This window comes from Pseudomonas flexibilis (assembly GCF_000802425.1).
In the GTDB taxonomy this organism is placed as follows: Bacteria; Pseudomonadota; Gammaproteobacteria; order Pseudomonadales; family Pseudomonadaceae; genus Serpens; species Serpens flexibilis.
On record NZ_JRUD01000027.1, the window covers coordinates 53,543 to 66,979 of the forward strand.

The following is a 13,437-nucleotide window of genomic DNA, read 5'->3' on the forward strand; positions in this document are numbered from 1 at the left end:
TACCGATTATCCGATTACCGATTCGAGCAGGTTCCGAGCAATGCTGATTATCCCCGCTATCGATCTGAAGGACGGCGCCTGCGTGCGCCTGCGCCAGGGCCGCATGGAAGACTCCACGGTGTTTTCCGACGACCCGGTGAGCATGGCTGCCAAGTGGGTGGAAGGTGGTTGCCGCCGCCTGCACCTGGTCGACCTGAACGGCGCCTTCGAGGGGCAACCGGTCAACGGCGAGGTGGTCACTGCCATCGCCAGGCGTTACCCGAACCTGCCGATCCAGATCGGCGGCGGCATCCGTTCGCTGGAAACCATCGAGCACTACGTGAAGGCGGGCGTCAGCTACGTGATCATCGGCACCAAGGCGGTCAAGCAGCCGGAATTCGTCAGCGAGGCCTGCAAAGCGTTCCCCGGCAAGGTGATCGTCGGCCTGGATGCCAAGGACGGTTTCGTAGCCACCGACGGCTGGGCGGAAGTGTCCAGCGTGCAGGCGGTGGACCTGGCGCGTCGCTTCGAGGCTGACGGCGTGTCCGCGATCGTCTACACCGACATCGCCAAGGACGGAATGATGCAGGGCTGCAACGTCGAGGCCACCGCCGCGCTGGCCGCCGCCAGCCGCATCCCGGTGATCGCCTCCGGCGGCATCCACAACCTGGGTGATATCCAGAAGCTGCTGGATGCCCGCGCGCCGGGCATCATCGGCGCCATCACCGGCCGCGCCATCTACGAGGGCACCCTCGACGTGGCTGAAGCCCAGGCGCTGTGCGACGGCTTCAAGGGCTGATGTGAGCCGTAGGGTGGACAACGCTTTGCTTGTCCACCGCATACCTGGTGACCCGGTGGACAACGCTGCGCGGTTGTCCACCCTACGAGAGATATCTGTTATGGCCCTCGCCAAACGCATCATCCCTTGCCTCGACGTGGACAACGGCCGCGTGGTGAAGGGCGTCAAGTTCGAGAACATCCGCGACGCCGGCGATCCGGTGGAGATCGCTCGCCGCTACAACGAGCAGGGCGCCGACGAGATCACCTTCCTGGACATCACCGCCAGCGTCGACAACCGCGCCACCACGCTGCACACCGTCGAGCGCATGGCCAGCCAGGTGTTCATCCCGCTGACCGTGGGCGGTGGCGTGCGCACCGTGCAGGACATCCGCAACCTGCTCAACGCCGGCGCCGACAAGGTGTCGATCAACACCGCCGCGGTGTTCAACCCGGAGTTCGTCGGCGAGGCCGCCCAGCGCTTCGGCTCGCAATGCATCGTGGTGGCCATCGACGCCAAGAAGGTTTCCGCGCCGGGCGAAACGCCGCGCTGGGAAATCTTCACCCACGGCGGACGCAAGCCCACCGGCCTGGATGCCGTGCTGTGGGCGAAGAAGATGGAAGACCTGGGCGCCGGCGAGATCCTGCTGACCAGCATGGACCAGGACGGCATGAAGAGCGGCTTCGACCTGGGCGTGACCCGCGCGATCAGCGAGGCGGTGGGCATTCCGGTGATCGCCTCCGGTGGCGTCGGCAACCTGCAGCACCTGGCCGATGGCATTCTTGAAGGCAAGGCCGACGCGGTGCTGGCGGCGAGTATCTTCCACTTCGGCGAGTACACCGTGCCGGAAGCCAAGGCCTATATGGCCGCACGTGGCATCGTGGTGCGCTGAGAGCAGAGGGTTCTGGCTGCCTGTAGGAGGGGCTTCAGCCGCGACCCGCGCGCCGGCCCGGGCATCGCGTCGCGCCTAAAGCCCCTCCTGCAAGATCCCGCCCATACTGTGATGCCGGCCGGCGAGGCTTCGGGTGTGCACACCTATCGATACACGCCCTTCGCGCCATGCGCCGGCATGGCCTGGTTGCCGCGCAGGGCAATCATCGGCGGCACGTCGATCCAGTCGATGCCCTGGGCGGCCAGTTTGGGCAGCTCGCGTTCCAGCACCGCCAGGGTGCTGGCGTGCGGGTGGCCGATCATGACCACGGAGCCCTCGCGGCGGGCGATGTCGAGGCCGCGCTGGAAGGCGGCGGCGACTGCTTCCGGGCGGCTGTCGTGATCCAGAAACAGATCGCGGGACAGACTGGCCAGCGCAATGCGCTGGGCGTTGGCTGCTGCCACGGTCTTCGGCGTGGTACGGCTGTCAACGAAGAACAGGTGGCGGCGCTGCAGTTCCGGCATGAGCACCTGCATGGCGGCGTCATCGGCCGTCATGCGGCTGCCCATGTGGTTGTTCAGCCCGCTGGCATGCGGCACTTCGCGCAGTGCCGCCTCCAGGCGCTCCAGCCAGACGAAGGGCGGTTGGTTGGGCAGCCACGCGAAGGCGCCGTCGGCGGGGGCCATGGGCATGTGCAGCATCACCGTGCGCCCGGCGCGGTGGGCATCGCGCGCCAGGCTGGTCGCGTGCGGCGCGTCCGGCAGTATGGCCAGGGCGACCGGGCCGGGCAGGGCCAGCACGCGCCGGTCGCGCTCCGGGTCATGGCCCAGGTCATCGATGATCAGGCTCAGGCGCACCGGCTGTGCTGCCTGGGTAACGGCCGCGAACAGCAGGCCGAGCGCGACACACAACGCGCGCCAAGGCATAGGAAACCTCATTCGTGACGGAATTGCCTCTGTATCGGCCGCCACGGCCGCCGCAACAGGCCGCCCATCACTGACCGCGGGTGATATTCAGCCCCTTGAGCAGATTCAGCGCCTGACCCAGCTGGTAATCCTCATCCTGCGGGCGTGGTGTGCGGACGGCCTTGCCGTTGCTGGGACGGTCTGCGCCGCCATTGCCGTTGCCCAGGTGACCGGCCAGATCGGCTTCCTTCACGCCGGCCATTTCGTCCTCGCGGGTCAGGCGCGCACGCTGTACCTCGATGTCGGGCACGATGCCCTGGGCCTGGATTGAGCGTCCGTTGGGGGTGTAGTACAGCGCGGTGGTGAGCTTCAGGGCGCGGTCGTTGTTGAGCGGCAGAACGGTCTGCACCGAGCCCTTGCCGAAGCTGTCGGTGCCCATCACCACGGCGCGGCGGCTGTCCTGCAGGGCGCCGGCGACGATCTCGGCGGCCGAGGCGCTGCCACCGTTGATCAGCACCACCAGCGGCACGCCCTGGCTGGCATCGGCCGGGTCGGCCGAGAAGCGCAGCTCGGAGTTGGCGATGCGACCCTGGGTGTAGACAATCAGCCCTTTCGTCATGAAATGGTCGGCGACTTCCACCGCCGCCTGCAGCACGCCGCCGGGGTTGTTGCGCAGGTCCATCACCAGGCCTTTCAGGGGCGCCTTGTTGTCCTTGCGCAGGCTGGCCAGGGCCTTGCCGACTTCCGCGCCGGTGTTGACCTGGAACTGGGTGATGCGCAGGTAGCCGTAACCGTCCTCGAGCATCTCGGTGCGCACGCTCTGCACCTTGATGACCGCGCGGGTCAGCGTCACGTCGAACGGCTGGCCGCCTTCGCGCACGATGGTCAGCTCCACCTTGCTGCCGGGCTTGCCACGCATCATGTCCACGGCTTCCTGCATGCTCATGCCCTTGGTCGGCTGGCCATCGATGCGCACGATCAGGTCGCCCGCCTCGATGCCGGCGCGCGACGCGGGAGTGTCGTCGATGGGCGAGACGACGCGGATGAAGCCGTCCTCCATGCCCACTTCGATGCCCAGTCCGCCGAATTCGCCGCTGGTGCTTTCCTGCAATTCCTGGAAGGCCTGCGGGTCCAGATAGGCGGAGTGCGGGTCCAGGTTGCTGAGCATGCCGCGGATGGCGTTTTCCAGCAGGGTCTTGTCGTCCACCGGCTCGACGTAGGCGCTCTTGATGCGGTCGAGGACCTCGGCGAAGGTGCGCAAGTCGTCCAGCGGCAACTGCGCGCGGGCGGCCGTGCTGGTGGACGGATCGGTGGGTGCGCTGCTCTGCGCGTAGGCTCCCCCTGCTGCCAGCGCCAGGCACAGGGCCAGGCTCTGTGTAGTAGTGCGGAAAATGGGGCGCTGCTGCATGGGGAAACTCCAGGTTTGCGGGATGGCGCGCTCAGCCTTGCGCGCGGCACCACTGGGCCGGGTCGCTCGGGCGACCTTGCTGGCGAATGGCGAAGTACAGCGCGGGAACGCTCTGCCCGCCACTGCTGCCGACGGTGGCGATGGTATCACCGGCGGCAACGATGTCGCCGGCCTCCTTGAGCAGCGCCTGGTTGTGGCCGTAGAGGCTCAGGTAGCCGCCGCCGTGGTCGAGGATCAGCAGCAGGCCGGCGCCGCGCAGCCATTCGGCGAATACCACCTTGCCGCCGTGCACGGCGCGCACCGGCTGGCCGGCCGATGCGCCGATCAGCACGCCGTCCCAGGTGGTGCGCGAGTCCTCACCGCGTGGCGCGCCGAAACGGGCGATCAGCCTTCCTTCCACCGGCCAGGGCAACTTGCCCTGGGCCTGTCCGAAGGGGCCGCCGTAATAGCGCACCGCGGTATTGCTCAGCCAGGGCGCCTCGTCGGCGGGTGCCTGGCGGCGCTGCTCGGCAAGCTGCCGCTGACGCGCGGCTTCCGCCTCGCGTTCACGGGCCTGGCGGGCCAGGGTTTCCTCGATGGTTTTGAGCACCTGCTGCAGCTCGGCCTGTTCACGCTGGCGTTCCTGCAGACGGTCGGCGCGGTTGGCGCTGTCGCGGTTCAGGCGCGCCAGCACCTGCTGGCGTTCCTTGCGCACCTCGGCCAGGCGCGCCTGGCGCTCGCCCAGCGCCTGCTGCTGGCGGGCCAGGGCCTCGCTGTGGACAGTGCGCTGGCGCTCCAGCTCGCCCAGCTGTTCGCGGGTGCGGGCGTAGTCGGCCAGCTGCTCCAGGCGTGCCCGGTTCAGGTACTCGTAATAGGTCAGGGTGCGGGAGAAGGTGGCGGGATCCTGCTGGTTGAGCAGCAGCTTGAGGGGTTCGGCGCCACCGCTCTGGTACAGCGAGCGGGCCTGCTGGCCGATCAGTCGTTGCTGTTCGCGGCGCGATTCATCGATTTTTTTTTTCTGCCGCTCGAGGTCATCAAGCTGCTTCTGGTTGTCGCCGGCTTCGCGGCGCAGGTCGCGGATCTGCTTCTCCAGCGCGCCCGCCTCGGTTTCCGTCTGGCGCAGTTGTTGCTGCACCTGGGATTTTTCCCGCTGCAACTGCTCGAGCATTTTCTTCAGCTCCAGCACTTCCTTACGGGCGGCTTCCAGCTGCTGCTCGGTCTGCACCTTGGAATCGGCGCCAGCGGGCAGCGCGAGGCAGGTCAGAAGGGCAAGGAAAAGGGCTCGGAACATGGAGGACACGGCACCTGGATCTGGGGCGTCAAGTATGCCTGCAAACGCAGCCTGAGCGGCAAGCCGGCGACGTAGCGGGCCGAGGGGGCAATCCCCCTCGGCCTTCCAGCTTAGTGCAGTTCGATGATGCTGGTGCCGGTCATTTCCTTGGGCTGCGGCAGGCCCAGCAGTTTCAGCATGGTCGGCGCCACGTCGGCCAATACGCCGCCTGCGCGGATGCTGACGTTGCGCTTGCCGACATAAATGAAGGGCACCGGCTCGCAGGTGTGGGCGGTGTGCGCCTGGCCGGTGACTTCGTCTTCCATCTGCTCGACGTTGCCGTGGTCGGCGGTGATCAGCGCTTCGCCGCCGACCTTGTCCAGTGCGGCGACGATGCGGCCCATGCATTCATCCAGGCATTCCACCGCCTTGACCGCCGCCTCGAACACGCCGGTGTGACCGACCATGTCGCCGTTGGCGTAGTTGACGATGATCACGTCGTAGCGCTGGTGCTCGATGGCGTCGACGATCCGGTCGGTGACTTCCGGCGCGCTCATCTGCGGCTGCAGGTCGTAGGTGGCGACGTTCGGTGAGGGGATCAGGATGCGCTCTTCGCCGGGGAAGGGTTCCTCGCGGCCGCCGGAGAAGAAGAAGGTCACATGGGCGTACTTCTCGGTCTCGGCGATGCGCAGCTGGGTCTTGCCCTGGTTGGCCAGGTACTCGCCCAGCACGTTGGTCAGCGGCTCCGGCGCGAAGGCACTCGGCGCGTCGATGCTGGCGGCGTACTGGGTGAGCATCACGTAGCCCGCCAGTTGCGGCACGCGGGCGCGGGCGAAGCCGGCAAAGTCCTTCTCGACGAAGGCGCGGGTCAGCTCGCGGGCGCGGTCGGCGCGGAAGTTCATGAACACCACGGCATCGCCATCTTCCACGCGCACCGGTGCGCCAATCACGGTGGCCTTGACGAACTCGTCGCTCTCCTCGCGGGCGTAGGCGGCTTCCAGACCGGCCACGGCGCTGGCGGCCTGGAACTGGCCCTGGCCGTCGACGATGAGGTTGTAGGCTTGCTCCACGCGGTCCCAGCGATTATCGCGGTCCATGGCGTAGTAGCGGCCGATCAGGCTGGCGATGCGGCCTTTGCCCAGGCGCGCAAAGGTGGCGTCGAGCAGCTCGATGGACGGCTGCGCGCTGCGCGGCGGAGTGTCACGACCGTCGAGGAAGGCGTGCAGATAGATGTGCTGGGCGCCGCGGCGGGCGGCCAGCTCGACCATGGCGACCAGATGGTCCTGGTGGCTGTGCACGCCGCCATCGGAGAGCAGGCCCATGATGTGCACTGCCTTGCCGGCGGTCACCGCCTTGTCCACGGCGGTGCAGATGGCTGGGTTCTCGAAAAACTCGCCGTCGCGGATCGCCTTGGTGACGCGGGTGAAGTCCTGATAGACGACCCGGCCGGCGCCCAGGTTCATGTGGCCGACCTCGGAGTTGCCCATCTGCCCGTCCGGCAGGCCCACGTCCATGCCCGAGCCGGAAATCAGCCCATGCGGCTGGGTGGCACGCAGACGGTCGTAGACCGGCGTGCTGGCCGCGTGGATGGCGTTGTACTCGGGGCGATCGCTGTGGCCGAAGCCATCCAGAATCATCAGAACCAGGGGTTTGGGCGTAGGCATGGGTCGACTCGCTCGGCGGCTGCACGTGGATGCGAAGGGCGGGGATTCTAAGCGCTGTAGCGCGCTGCGTCACGGCAGGGGCAGGGTGCCGCCCGCCAGGGGCCCTGTGTATACTGCCGGCATTTTACCGTCCGGGAACCTGTAGATGCTTGCGCAGCTGATTGAATTCGTCTCTAACCACTATGTACTGAGCACCCTGCTGGTCGTGCTGCTGATCCTGTTTGCCTTCAACGAGCTGAACAAGGGCGGCCGCAGCCTGAGCAACCGCGAGCTGACGTCGCTGGTCAACAGCGACCAGGGCCTGGTGCTGGATATCCGCGCCAAGAAGGACTTCGACGCCGGCCATATCGTCGGCGCCGTGCACATCCCCTACGACAAGCTGGCCACCCGCATGGTCGAGCTGGAGAAGCACAAGGACAAGACCCTGATCGTCGTGTGCGCCATGGGCCAGACGGCCGGTCCGGCGTGCGCCCAGCTGAAAAAGGCCGGGTTCACCGTGGCCAAGCTGGCGGGCGGCATGGGCAGCTGGCGTGGCGATAACCTGCCCGTGGTGAAATGACATGAACGACGTGGTGATCTATACCACCGCCTGGTGCCCCTACTGCATCCGCGCCAAGCAACTGCTGCAGCGCAAGGGCGTGGCCTTCAAGGAGATCGCCGTGGATGGCAACCCGAGCCTGCGCGCGGAAATGGCCGCCCGGGCCGGCCGCACCTCGGTGCCGCAGATCTGGATCGGTGAGCAGCACGTGGGTGGTTGCGACGATCTTCATGCGCTGGAGCGCGCCGGCCGTCTGGACGCGCTGCTCGCTCAACCTCAATGACAACAAGGCTCAGCCAATGACCGAACAAGCAACTCCGCAGTTCTCCCTGCAGCGCATCTACGTCAAGGACCTGTCCTTCGAAGCCCCGAAGAGCCCGGAGATCTTCCGCCAGGAATGGAACCCGAGCGTTCAGCTGGACCTCAACACCCGCACCAAGACCCTGGACAACGATTTCCACGAAGTGGTGCTAACCCTCTCCGTGACCGTGAAGACCGGCGAGGAAACGGCCTTCATCGCCGAAGTGCAGCAGGGCGGGATCTTCCTGATCAAGGGCCTGGACGCACCGTCCATGAGCCACACCCTCGGCGCCTTCTGCCCGAACATCCTGTTCCCCTATGCCCGCGAGGCGCTGGACAACCTGGTGACCCGTGGCTCCTTCCCGGCCCTGATGCTGGCGCCGGTGAACTTCGACGCCCTGTACGCGCAGGAAATGGCGCGGGTCAACGCCGAAGCCCAGGGTGCGACCCAGCAGTAAGGGTTTCGCTGAAGAAAAAAGCGCCTGCGGGCGCTTTTTTCGTTTATGCCCCGGCGGCAGTGGGCCGGGCACGGCACCTTCATTCGCCGCCGGCAAAGCCCTGCTGGCGCCAGGCCTCATAGACCGTCACCGCCACGGTGTTGGACAGGTTGAGGCTTCGGCAGCCCGGGCGCATGGGCAGGCGCACGCGCTGTTCGGGCGGCAGGGCTTCGCGGATCTCCGGGGGCAGCCCGCGACTTTCCGGTCCGAACAGAAAGGCATCACCGGGTCGGTACTGTACCGCATGGAACGGCTGCGAGCCCTTGGTGGTGAAGGCGTAGAGGCGCGGCGCATCCGGCTGGGCAGGCGCGCCGAGCGTCAGCCCGAGGCTGTCGAGGCAGCGCTGCAGGTCGGGGTAACGCTTGAGCGTGGCGAACTCGTGGTAGTCGAGGCCGGCGCGCCGCAGGCGCTTGTCGTCGGTCTCGAAACCCAGGGGCTCGATGAGGTGCAGGTGGCTGCCGCTGTTGGCGCACAGCCTGATAATGTTGCCGGTGTTCGGTGGAATCTCCGGCTGGAACAGGATGACGTGGAACATGCAGGACTCGGGACGCGAGGAAGGTGCGCATTCTAGCGCCGAAGTGGATCCGCGGCGGCGCGTCTGGCCGCGCTTTCTGCTGGGGCTGGCAGCCACCGGGCTGCTGGTGGGCCTGATGCTCGGCAAATGGCTTAGCCCGGGACCGGCCTACCTGCTGGAGGTGCGCGAAGCGCCGAATGGGCTGGTGCTGTGGTTCGATCGCGAGCCGCTGGCGCCGCGTCTGCAAACGCTGGATGGTGCGTTGCTGGTGCAGCTGGACGACGCCCAGGGCGCTGCCCAGGCAGGACGCCTGGCGCTGGACCAGGGCGAAGTGCGCTGGCGGTTGCGAATGGCGGATTCGGCGCTCCTGCTGTCGTTCGTCGCCACCCGGCCGCTGCGGGCCGAGTGGCGGGGCGAGGCGCGCGGCGGCCAGTGGCGCCTGGAGTTGCGCCTCGCTGGTGCGGAATAAAAGGGGGAGTCCCGGCCTGCCTAGTACCGAGGTCCCCAGAAACTGACGCAGGATATTAAGCAGAGAATGTGCCAGTTTCGTGACAGCTGGCATCGGCGCTGGATGCGCGAATGGCGCCGGGTTGTTGGTTCAGGCAGAAATGGCTTCGCACGCTTTGGATGCATGGCGCGGGGAATGGCGCCCTGCTGTGGACCTGTGGGGCAGGCTTTACGCCGGCCGGCGAGGCCCGCATCTCGCACCTGGATGCCGTGCCTACGAGCGTCGGCCCCACAGGGGATACGGCGGGGCATCCGCAGGAGCGGCTTGGCCGCGATGTTTTTGAGGCGGGCCGCAGCCAGAAGCTTGCGACTGAAGTCGCTCCTACAAAAGCAAAGTTCGCACGAGCCTAGGCCTCGTCCGCGTCATCCTCGTCGCCGCCGGCGACGTTCATGCCCAGTTCCTTGATCTTGCGCGTGAGGGTGTTGCGGCCCCAGCCGAGCAGCAGTGCGGCGTCGCGGCGGCGGCCGGCGGTGTGCTTGAGGGCGGTCTCGATCATGATGCGCTCGAACACCGGCACGGCGACATCCAGCAGGTTGCTCTGGCCGCGCGCCAGCGCCTGGTCGGCCCACAGGCGCAGACCCTGTTCCCAGTTGCCAGCGGGCTGCGGCTCCTGGTTCTGGCTGAGCAGCTCAGGCGGCAGCTCATCGACGTGCACCTCGCGACCGGAGGCCATCACGGTGATCCAGCGGCAGGTGTTCTCCAGCTGGCGCACGTTGCCGGGCCATGGCAGATTGCTCAGGTACTCCTCGGTGTCCGGCTTGAGCAGCTTGGGCTCCACGGACAGTTCGCGGGCGGCGCGTGCCAGGAAGTGCCGGGCCAGCGTTGGAATGTCCTCGCGGCGGTCGGCCAGGCGCGGGATGTGGATGCGGATGACGTTCAGGCGGTGGAACAGGTCCTCGCGGAACTTGCCTTCTCGGACCAGGGTTTCCAGGTCCTGGTGGGTGGCGGCGATGATGCGCACATCCACCTTGACCGGCGTGTGGCCGCCGACCCGGTAGAACTCGCCATCGGCCAACACGCGCAGCAGGCGGGTCTGGGTGTCGGCAGGCATATCGCCGATCTCGTCGAGGAACAGCGTGCCGCCATCGGCTTGCTCGAACCGGCCGCGGCGCTGGTTGGCGGCGCCGGTGAAGGCGCCCTTCTCGTGGCCGAACAGCTCGGACTCCATCAGGTCCTTGGGAATCGCGGCCATGTTGAGGGCGATGAACGGCGAATGGGCGCGCGGACTGTGGCGGTGCAACGCATGCGCGACCAGCTCCTTGCCGGTACCCGATTCGCCGTTGATCAGCACGGTGATGTTGGACTGCGACAGGCGGCCGATGGCGCGGAACACCTCCTGCATCGCCGGCGCCTCGCCGATGATTTCCGGGGTATGCGGCTGTACGGCCGGAGCGGCCTGGCTCTGTTGCTCGCGGGCGTGCAGGCTGGCGCGCTTGACCAGCGATACGGCCTCGTCCACGTCGAACGGCTTGGGCAGGTACTCGAAGGCGCCCCCCTGGTAGGAGGCCACCGCGCTGTCGAGGTCAGAGTGGGCGGTCATCACGATGACCGGCAGGCGCGGATGCTGGCGGCGGATCTGCGCGAGCATTTCCAGGCCACTGGTGCCCGGCATGCGGATGTCGGAAATGATCACGTCCGGCTGTTGGCGGCTGAGCCGGCCAAGCAGGCTGTCGGCGCTGTCGAAGCTCTGGGTGGTCAGGCCGCCCTGTTGCAGGGCCTTTTCCAGTACCCAGCGGATGGAGCGGTCGTCGTCGACGATCCAGACGGTTTCGCTGTGGCTCATGAGGGGGCTGCTCCTTGTTCCAGCGGCAGGCTGATGGAAAACACGGTATGCCCGGGCTGGCTCTCGCATTCCACCAATCCCTGGTGCTGACTGATGATGCTCTGGGCGATGGCCAGGCCCAGGCCGGTGCCGTCCGGGCGGCCACTGACCATGGGGTAGAAGATGGTTTCCTGAAGCTCGGGCGGAATGCCCGGGCCGTTGTCGATGATCTCGATGCGCACCGCCAGGCGGTGGCGCTGGTGGCCGATGGTGAACTGGCGCAGGGCGCGGCTGCGCAGGGTGATCTGCGGCGCCGGCTGGCGGCTATCGCCGAGGGCCTGCAAGGCGTTGCGGGCGATGTTGAGCACCGCCTGGATCATCTGCTCCTGATCGATCAGCACCTCGGGAATGCTCGGGTCGTAGTCGCGCAACAGCGGCACGCGTCCCTGGCTTTCCGCCTCGACCAGGCTGGCGACGCGTTCCAGCACCTCGTGGATGTTGGCCGGGCGCAGGAGCGGCAGCTTGTTGGTGCCGAGCATGCGGTCCACCAGATTGCGCAGTCGATCGGCCTCTTCAATGATCACGTTGGTGTAGTCACGCAGCGCCTCGTCGGGCAGCTCGCGGGCCAGCAGCTGCGCCGCGCCGCGAATGCCGCCCAGCGGGTTCTTGATCTCGTGGGCGAGGCCGCGCACCAGCATCCGCGAGGTCTCCAGCTGGGATTGCTGCGCCTCTTCCTTGGTGATGCGCAGCAGGCGATCCCGCGGGTGTACTTCCACCAGCAGACGGTTGCGACCGTGCTCGACGATGGGCGTTACGGCGTAGTCGACGGTCAGCGGCTGGCCGCCGAGGGTGACCAGGGTGGCCTCGCGCTTGGTGAACGGGTGCGCCTGTTCGACCGCCTGGCGCAGGGCGCCCAGCGCTTCCGGCGATTCGGTGAAGAGCTCGCTGATGAACTGCCCATGGCTGCGCTGCCCACTGACCGCCAGCAGCATCTCGGCGGCCGGGTTCATGTATTCCAGGCACAGCCGCTCGTCCAGCAGAAGCGTGGCGGTGTTCAGGTTGTCGAGCAGCAGCCGGTGTGGGGCGTCGTTGGACATGGCGATCGCTTATCTCGTTCGAGGCCTCGTAAAAATGCAAGAAGCAAACCAGCAGGCCCGAAAAGGGCGCAAATCGGCGCCGGCAAGCCTGATGGATGTGCATCGGCGGTCAGGTCGCGAATAATCATGCACCACAATGGTGCGCGATGCCTGTTTATGGTGCGGGTTTCGTCGGCGGGAGATGGCGGGGATCGCATTCGGGGCGCTCGTGATCCTCGCCATCCGCCGCGCAGGGCCGCAGTCGGCGCTTTTGGATCAGCGAGGGGCGCTGGATATGGACGATCTGTTCGGCGCTGGCGGCTAGCACGCGTTCCGTTTCATCGATGATCTGTGCGACCAGTCGATGGCTGCCGCGGTCCAGGTTGCGCAGCTGCAGGCCGGACTGCGGCTGACCATCGAGCATCAGCCGATAGGCATGGCCGGGCAGCAGCGGCGGCTCGCTGCCCAGTTCCACCCGCAGGTCGCCGGAAACGTCGGGATGGGCGGCGTCCGGGCGCGGGGAAAGGATGGCCAGGTGCCGATAGGGCGAGCGTTGCTGCGTGCGCACCAGGTTGGGTGTCGTGGTGGGCGCTGCGGGTGCGGACAGCGCGGGCATCCGGTTGATGGGACGCGGGGCCAGCGGTTGTGCGCCATCGTGGGGCGGGCGGTCGCTGAACATCAGGGCGCCGCTGGCGTCGCGATAGCTGTACACCTGGGCCAGGGTGATCCCGGGCAGCAGGGCCAGTAACCAGAGAGTGTGACGCATCAGGGGGCGGGCCGGTTTGGGGTCGGACGAGGCGGGGCTGGTCGCGCCGGGCTGTTCACGCTGATGCGCTGCACCGTGAAGGTCAGTGCATCGCTTTGCTGAATCGGCCGGCCGCGGGCGTCCAGCACCTGCACCACCAGGCTGTGGGTGCCGCGGTCGGCCTGGCGGACTGTCAGGGGCGTACCCTGGGTCGCGGGTCCGTGCGGATTGCCATCCAGCAGCAGGCGCAGACTGTGTCCCCGGAACAGCGGTGGCTCCACGGCGACCTCGACATCGAAGGTGCCGTTGTTGGCGCGCAGTGCCTCGTCATCCGGCAGGTTGATGATCTCCAGCCGTGCGTAGCGCTGGGTTGTCGGCAGGGCGGGGCGCTCGGCGGGTGTGCTCGGTGCAGGTGGGGCGATGGGGGTGAGGGGCGACGGTTCGACGCGCTGGGCGGGCTGCCCTTGCGGCGGGCGGTCGCTGAACACCGTGCGGCCCTGTGCGTCGGTGTAGCGGTAGATCTCGGCGGCGGCCGGTGCGGCCAGCAGGCCGAGCAGGCAGGCGGTGAACAGGCGCATGGGGCATCTCCACGGATTCGGGACAAGCCTTGCACCGGCAGGCGGGACTGGCAAGGACGCCCGGC

The 13,437-nt window shown here is 67.3% G+C and carries 15 protein-coding genes; 6 read left to right on the forward strand and 9 right to left on the reverse strand.

Going from position 1 to position 13,437, the window contains the following annotated elements; genetic code table 11:
* Positions 1–40 precede the first annotated feature (40 nt).
* Complete coding sequence (gene hisA / locus SF06_RS15685; RefSeq protein WP_027589343.1) at positions 41–778, forward strand: 1-(5-phosphoribosyl)-5-[(5-phosphoribosylamino)methylideneamino]imidazole-4-carboxamide isomerase; 738 nt, start codon at positions 41–43, stop codon at positions 776–778.
* A 100-nt stretch (positions 779–878) separates the two neighbouring features.
* Positions 879–1,649 (forward strand): imidazole glycerol phosphate synthase subunit HisF, encoded by a 771-nt coding sequence (hisF, locus tag SF06_RS15690; protein ID WP_027589342.1) that lies wholly within the window; start codon positions 879–881, stop codon positions 1,647–1,649.
* A 143-nt stretch (positions 1,650–1,792) separates the two neighbouring features.
* Here hisF and SF06_RS15695 read toward each other — a convergent pair whose 3' ends face one another.
* The 4 genes from SF06_RS15695 to gpmI form a co-directional block, all read right to left on the reverse strand.
* A complete protein-coding gene (locus SF06_RS15695; RefSeq protein WP_139326738.1) occupies positions 1,793–2,554 on the reverse strand; it encodes a divergent polysaccharide deacetylase family protein in 762 nt (253 codons plus the stop codon).
* A 67-nt stretch (positions 2,555–2,621) separates the two neighbouring features.
* Positions 2,622–3,941, reverse strand: a complete 1,320-nt coding sequence (locus SF06_RS15700) for a S41 family peptidase (protein ID WP_039562541.1) — start codon at positions 3,939–3,941, stop codon at positions 2,622–2,624.
* A 31-nt stretch (positions 3,942–3,972) separates the two neighbouring features.
* The gene (locus SF06_RS15705; RefSeq protein WP_039562542.1) at positions 3,973–5,211 is read right to left on the reverse strand and encodes a murein hydrolase activator EnvC family protein; all 1,239 of its coding nucleotides are present in this window, start codon (positions 5,209–5,211) and stop codon (positions 3,973–3,975) included.
* A 110-nt stretch (positions 5,212–5,321) separates the two neighbouring features.
* The gene (gene gpmI / locus SF06_RS15710) at positions 5,322–6,854 is read right to left on the reverse strand and encodes a 2,3-bisphosphoglycerate-independent phosphoglycerate mutase (protein ID WP_027590607.1); all 1,533 of its coding nucleotides are present in this window, start codon (positions 6,852–6,854) and stop codon (positions 5,322–5,324) included.
* Between the two features lie 145 nt (positions 6,855–6,999).
* Between gpmI and SF06_RS15715 the strand changes: the two genes are divergently transcribed.
* The 3 genes from SF06_RS15715 to secB are packed head-to-tail and all read left to right on the forward strand — an operon-like array spanning position 7,000 to position 8,150.
* Positions 7,000–7,413 carry a rhodanese-like domain-containing protein gene (locus SF06_RS15715; RefSeq protein WP_027590608.1) on the forward strand — a complete coding sequence of 138 codons (414 nt, stop codon included), beginning with the start codon at positions 7,000–7,002 and terminating at the stop codon, positions 7,411–7,413.
* Between the two features lies 1 nt (position 7,414).
* Positions 7,415–7,675: a glutaredoxin 3 gene (gene grxC, locus SF06_RS15720; RefSeq protein WP_027590609.1), complete on the forward strand. Its 261-nt coding sequence runs from the start codon at positions 7,415–7,417 to the stop codon at positions 7,673–7,675.
* Positions 7,623–8,150, forward strand: coding sequence for a protein-export chaperone SecB (secB, locus tag SF06_RS15725; protein WP_267882112.1), 528 nt, complete (start codon positions 7,623–7,625; stop codon positions 8,148–8,150). The genes grxC and secB overlap by 53 nt, the downstream gene beginning before the upstream one ends.
* A 79-nt stretch (positions 8,151–8,229) precedes the next feature.
* Here the strand turns inward: secB and SF06_RS15730 are convergent, their stop codons facing one another.
* A complete protein-coding gene (locus tag SF06_RS15730) occupies positions 8,230–8,724 on the reverse strand; it encodes a tRNA (cytidine(34)-2'-O)-methyltransferase (RefSeq protein WP_027590611.1) in 495 nt (164 codons plus the stop codon).
* Here SF06_RS15730 and SF06_RS15735 point away from each other — a divergent pair.
* Positions 8,723–9,172, forward strand: a complete 450-nt coding sequence (locus tag SF06_RS15735; RefSeq protein ID WP_039562546.1) for a hypothetical protein — start codon at positions 8,723–8,725, stop codon at positions 9,170–9,172. The genes SF06_RS15730 and SF06_RS15735 overlap by 2 nt on opposite strands.
* Positions 9,173–9,557: 385 nt before the next feature.
* Here the strand turns inward: SF06_RS15735 and ntrC are convergent, their stop codons facing one another.
* From ntrC to SF06_RS15760, 4 genes are all read right to left on the reverse strand, one after another.
* Entirely contained in the window at positions 9,558–10,994 is a 1,437-nt protein-coding gene (ntrC, locus tag SF06_RS15745; RefSeq protein WP_039562549.1) for a nitrogen regulation protein NR(I), read from the reverse strand.
* A complete protein-coding gene (gene glnL, locus SF06_RS15750) occupies positions 10,991–12,070 on the reverse strand; it encodes a nitrogen regulation protein NR(II) (RefSeq protein WP_039562551.1) in 1,080 nt (359 codons plus the stop codon). Before glnL ends, ntrC begins: the two co-directional genes overlap by 4 nt.
* Before the next feature lie 154 nt (positions 12,071–12,224).
* Positions 12,225–12,815, reverse strand: coding sequence for a DUF4124 domain-containing protein (locus SF06_RS15755; protein WP_052199850.1), 591 nt, complete (start codon positions 12,813–12,815; stop codon positions 12,225–12,227).
* Positions 12,815–13,372, reverse strand: a complete 558-nt coding sequence (locus SF06_RS15760; protein ID WP_039562553.1) for a DUF4124 domain-containing protein — start codon at positions 13,370–13,372, stop codon at positions 12,815–12,817. Before SF06_RS15760 ends, SF06_RS15755 begins: the two co-directional genes overlap by 1 nt.
* Between the last annotated feature and the right edge of the window lie 65 nt (positions 13,373–13,437).

Excerpts from the sequence above, each read along its gene's own strand:
- hisA (WP_027589343.1), top strand. The coding sequence starts at position 41 with ATGCTGATTATCCCCGCTATCGATCTGAAGGACGGCGCCTGCGTGCGC.
- hisF (WP_027589342.1), top strand. The coding sequence starts at position 879 with ATGGCCCTCGCCAAACGCATCATCCCTTGCCTCGACGTGGACAACGGC.
- SF06_RS15695 (WP_139326738.1), bottom strand. The coding sequence starts at position 2,554 with ATGCCTTGGCGCGCGTTGTGTGTCGCGCTCGGCCTGCTGTTCGCGGCC.
- SF06_RS15700 (WP_039562541.1), bottom strand. The coding sequence starts at position 3,941 with ATGCAGCAGCGCCCCATTTTCCGCACTACTACACAGAGCCTGGCCCTG.
- SF06_RS15705 (WP_039562542.1), bottom strand. The coding sequence starts at position 5,211 with ATGTTCCGAGCCCTTTTCCTTGCCCTTCTGACCTGCCTCGCGCTGCCC.
- gpmI (WP_027590607.1), bottom strand. The coding sequence starts at position 6,854 with ATGCCTACGCCCAAACCCCTGGTTCTGATGATTCTGGATGGCTTCGGC.
- SF06_RS15715 (WP_027590608.1), top strand. The coding sequence starts at position 7,000 with ATGCTTGCGCAGCTGATTGAATTCGTCTCTAACCACTATGTACTGAGC.
- grxC (WP_027590609.1), top strand. The coding sequence starts at position 7,415 with ATGAACGACGTGGTGATCTATACCACCGCCTGGTGCCCCTACTGCATC.
- secB (WP_267882112.1), top strand. The coding sequence starts at position 7,623 with ATGCGCTGGAGCGCGCCGGCCGTCTGGACGCGCTGCTCGCTCAACCTC.
- SF06_RS15735 (WP_039562546.1), top strand. The coding sequence starts at position 8,723 with ATGCAGGACTCGGGACGCGAGGAAGGTGCGCATTCTAGCGCCGAAGTG.
- SF06_RS15730 (WP_027590611.1), bottom strand. The coding sequence starts at position 8,724 with ATGTTCCACGTCATCCTGTTCCAGCCGGAGATTCCACCGAACACCGGC.
- ntrC (WP_039562549.1), bottom strand. The coding sequence starts at position 10,994 with ATGAGCCACAGCGAAACCGTCTGGATCGTCGACGACGACCGCTCCATC.
- glnL (WP_039562551.1), bottom strand. The coding sequence starts at position 12,070 with ATGTCCAACGACGCCCCACACCGGCTGCTGCTCGACAACCTGAACACC.
- SF06_RS15755 (WP_052199850.1), bottom strand. The coding sequence starts at position 12,815 with ATGCGTCACACTCTCTGGTTACTGGCCCTGCTGCCCGGGATCACCCTG.
- SF06_RS15760 (WP_039562553.1), bottom strand. The coding sequence starts at position 13,372 with ATGCGCCTGTTCACCGCCTGCCTGCTCGGCCTGCTGGCCGCACCGGCC.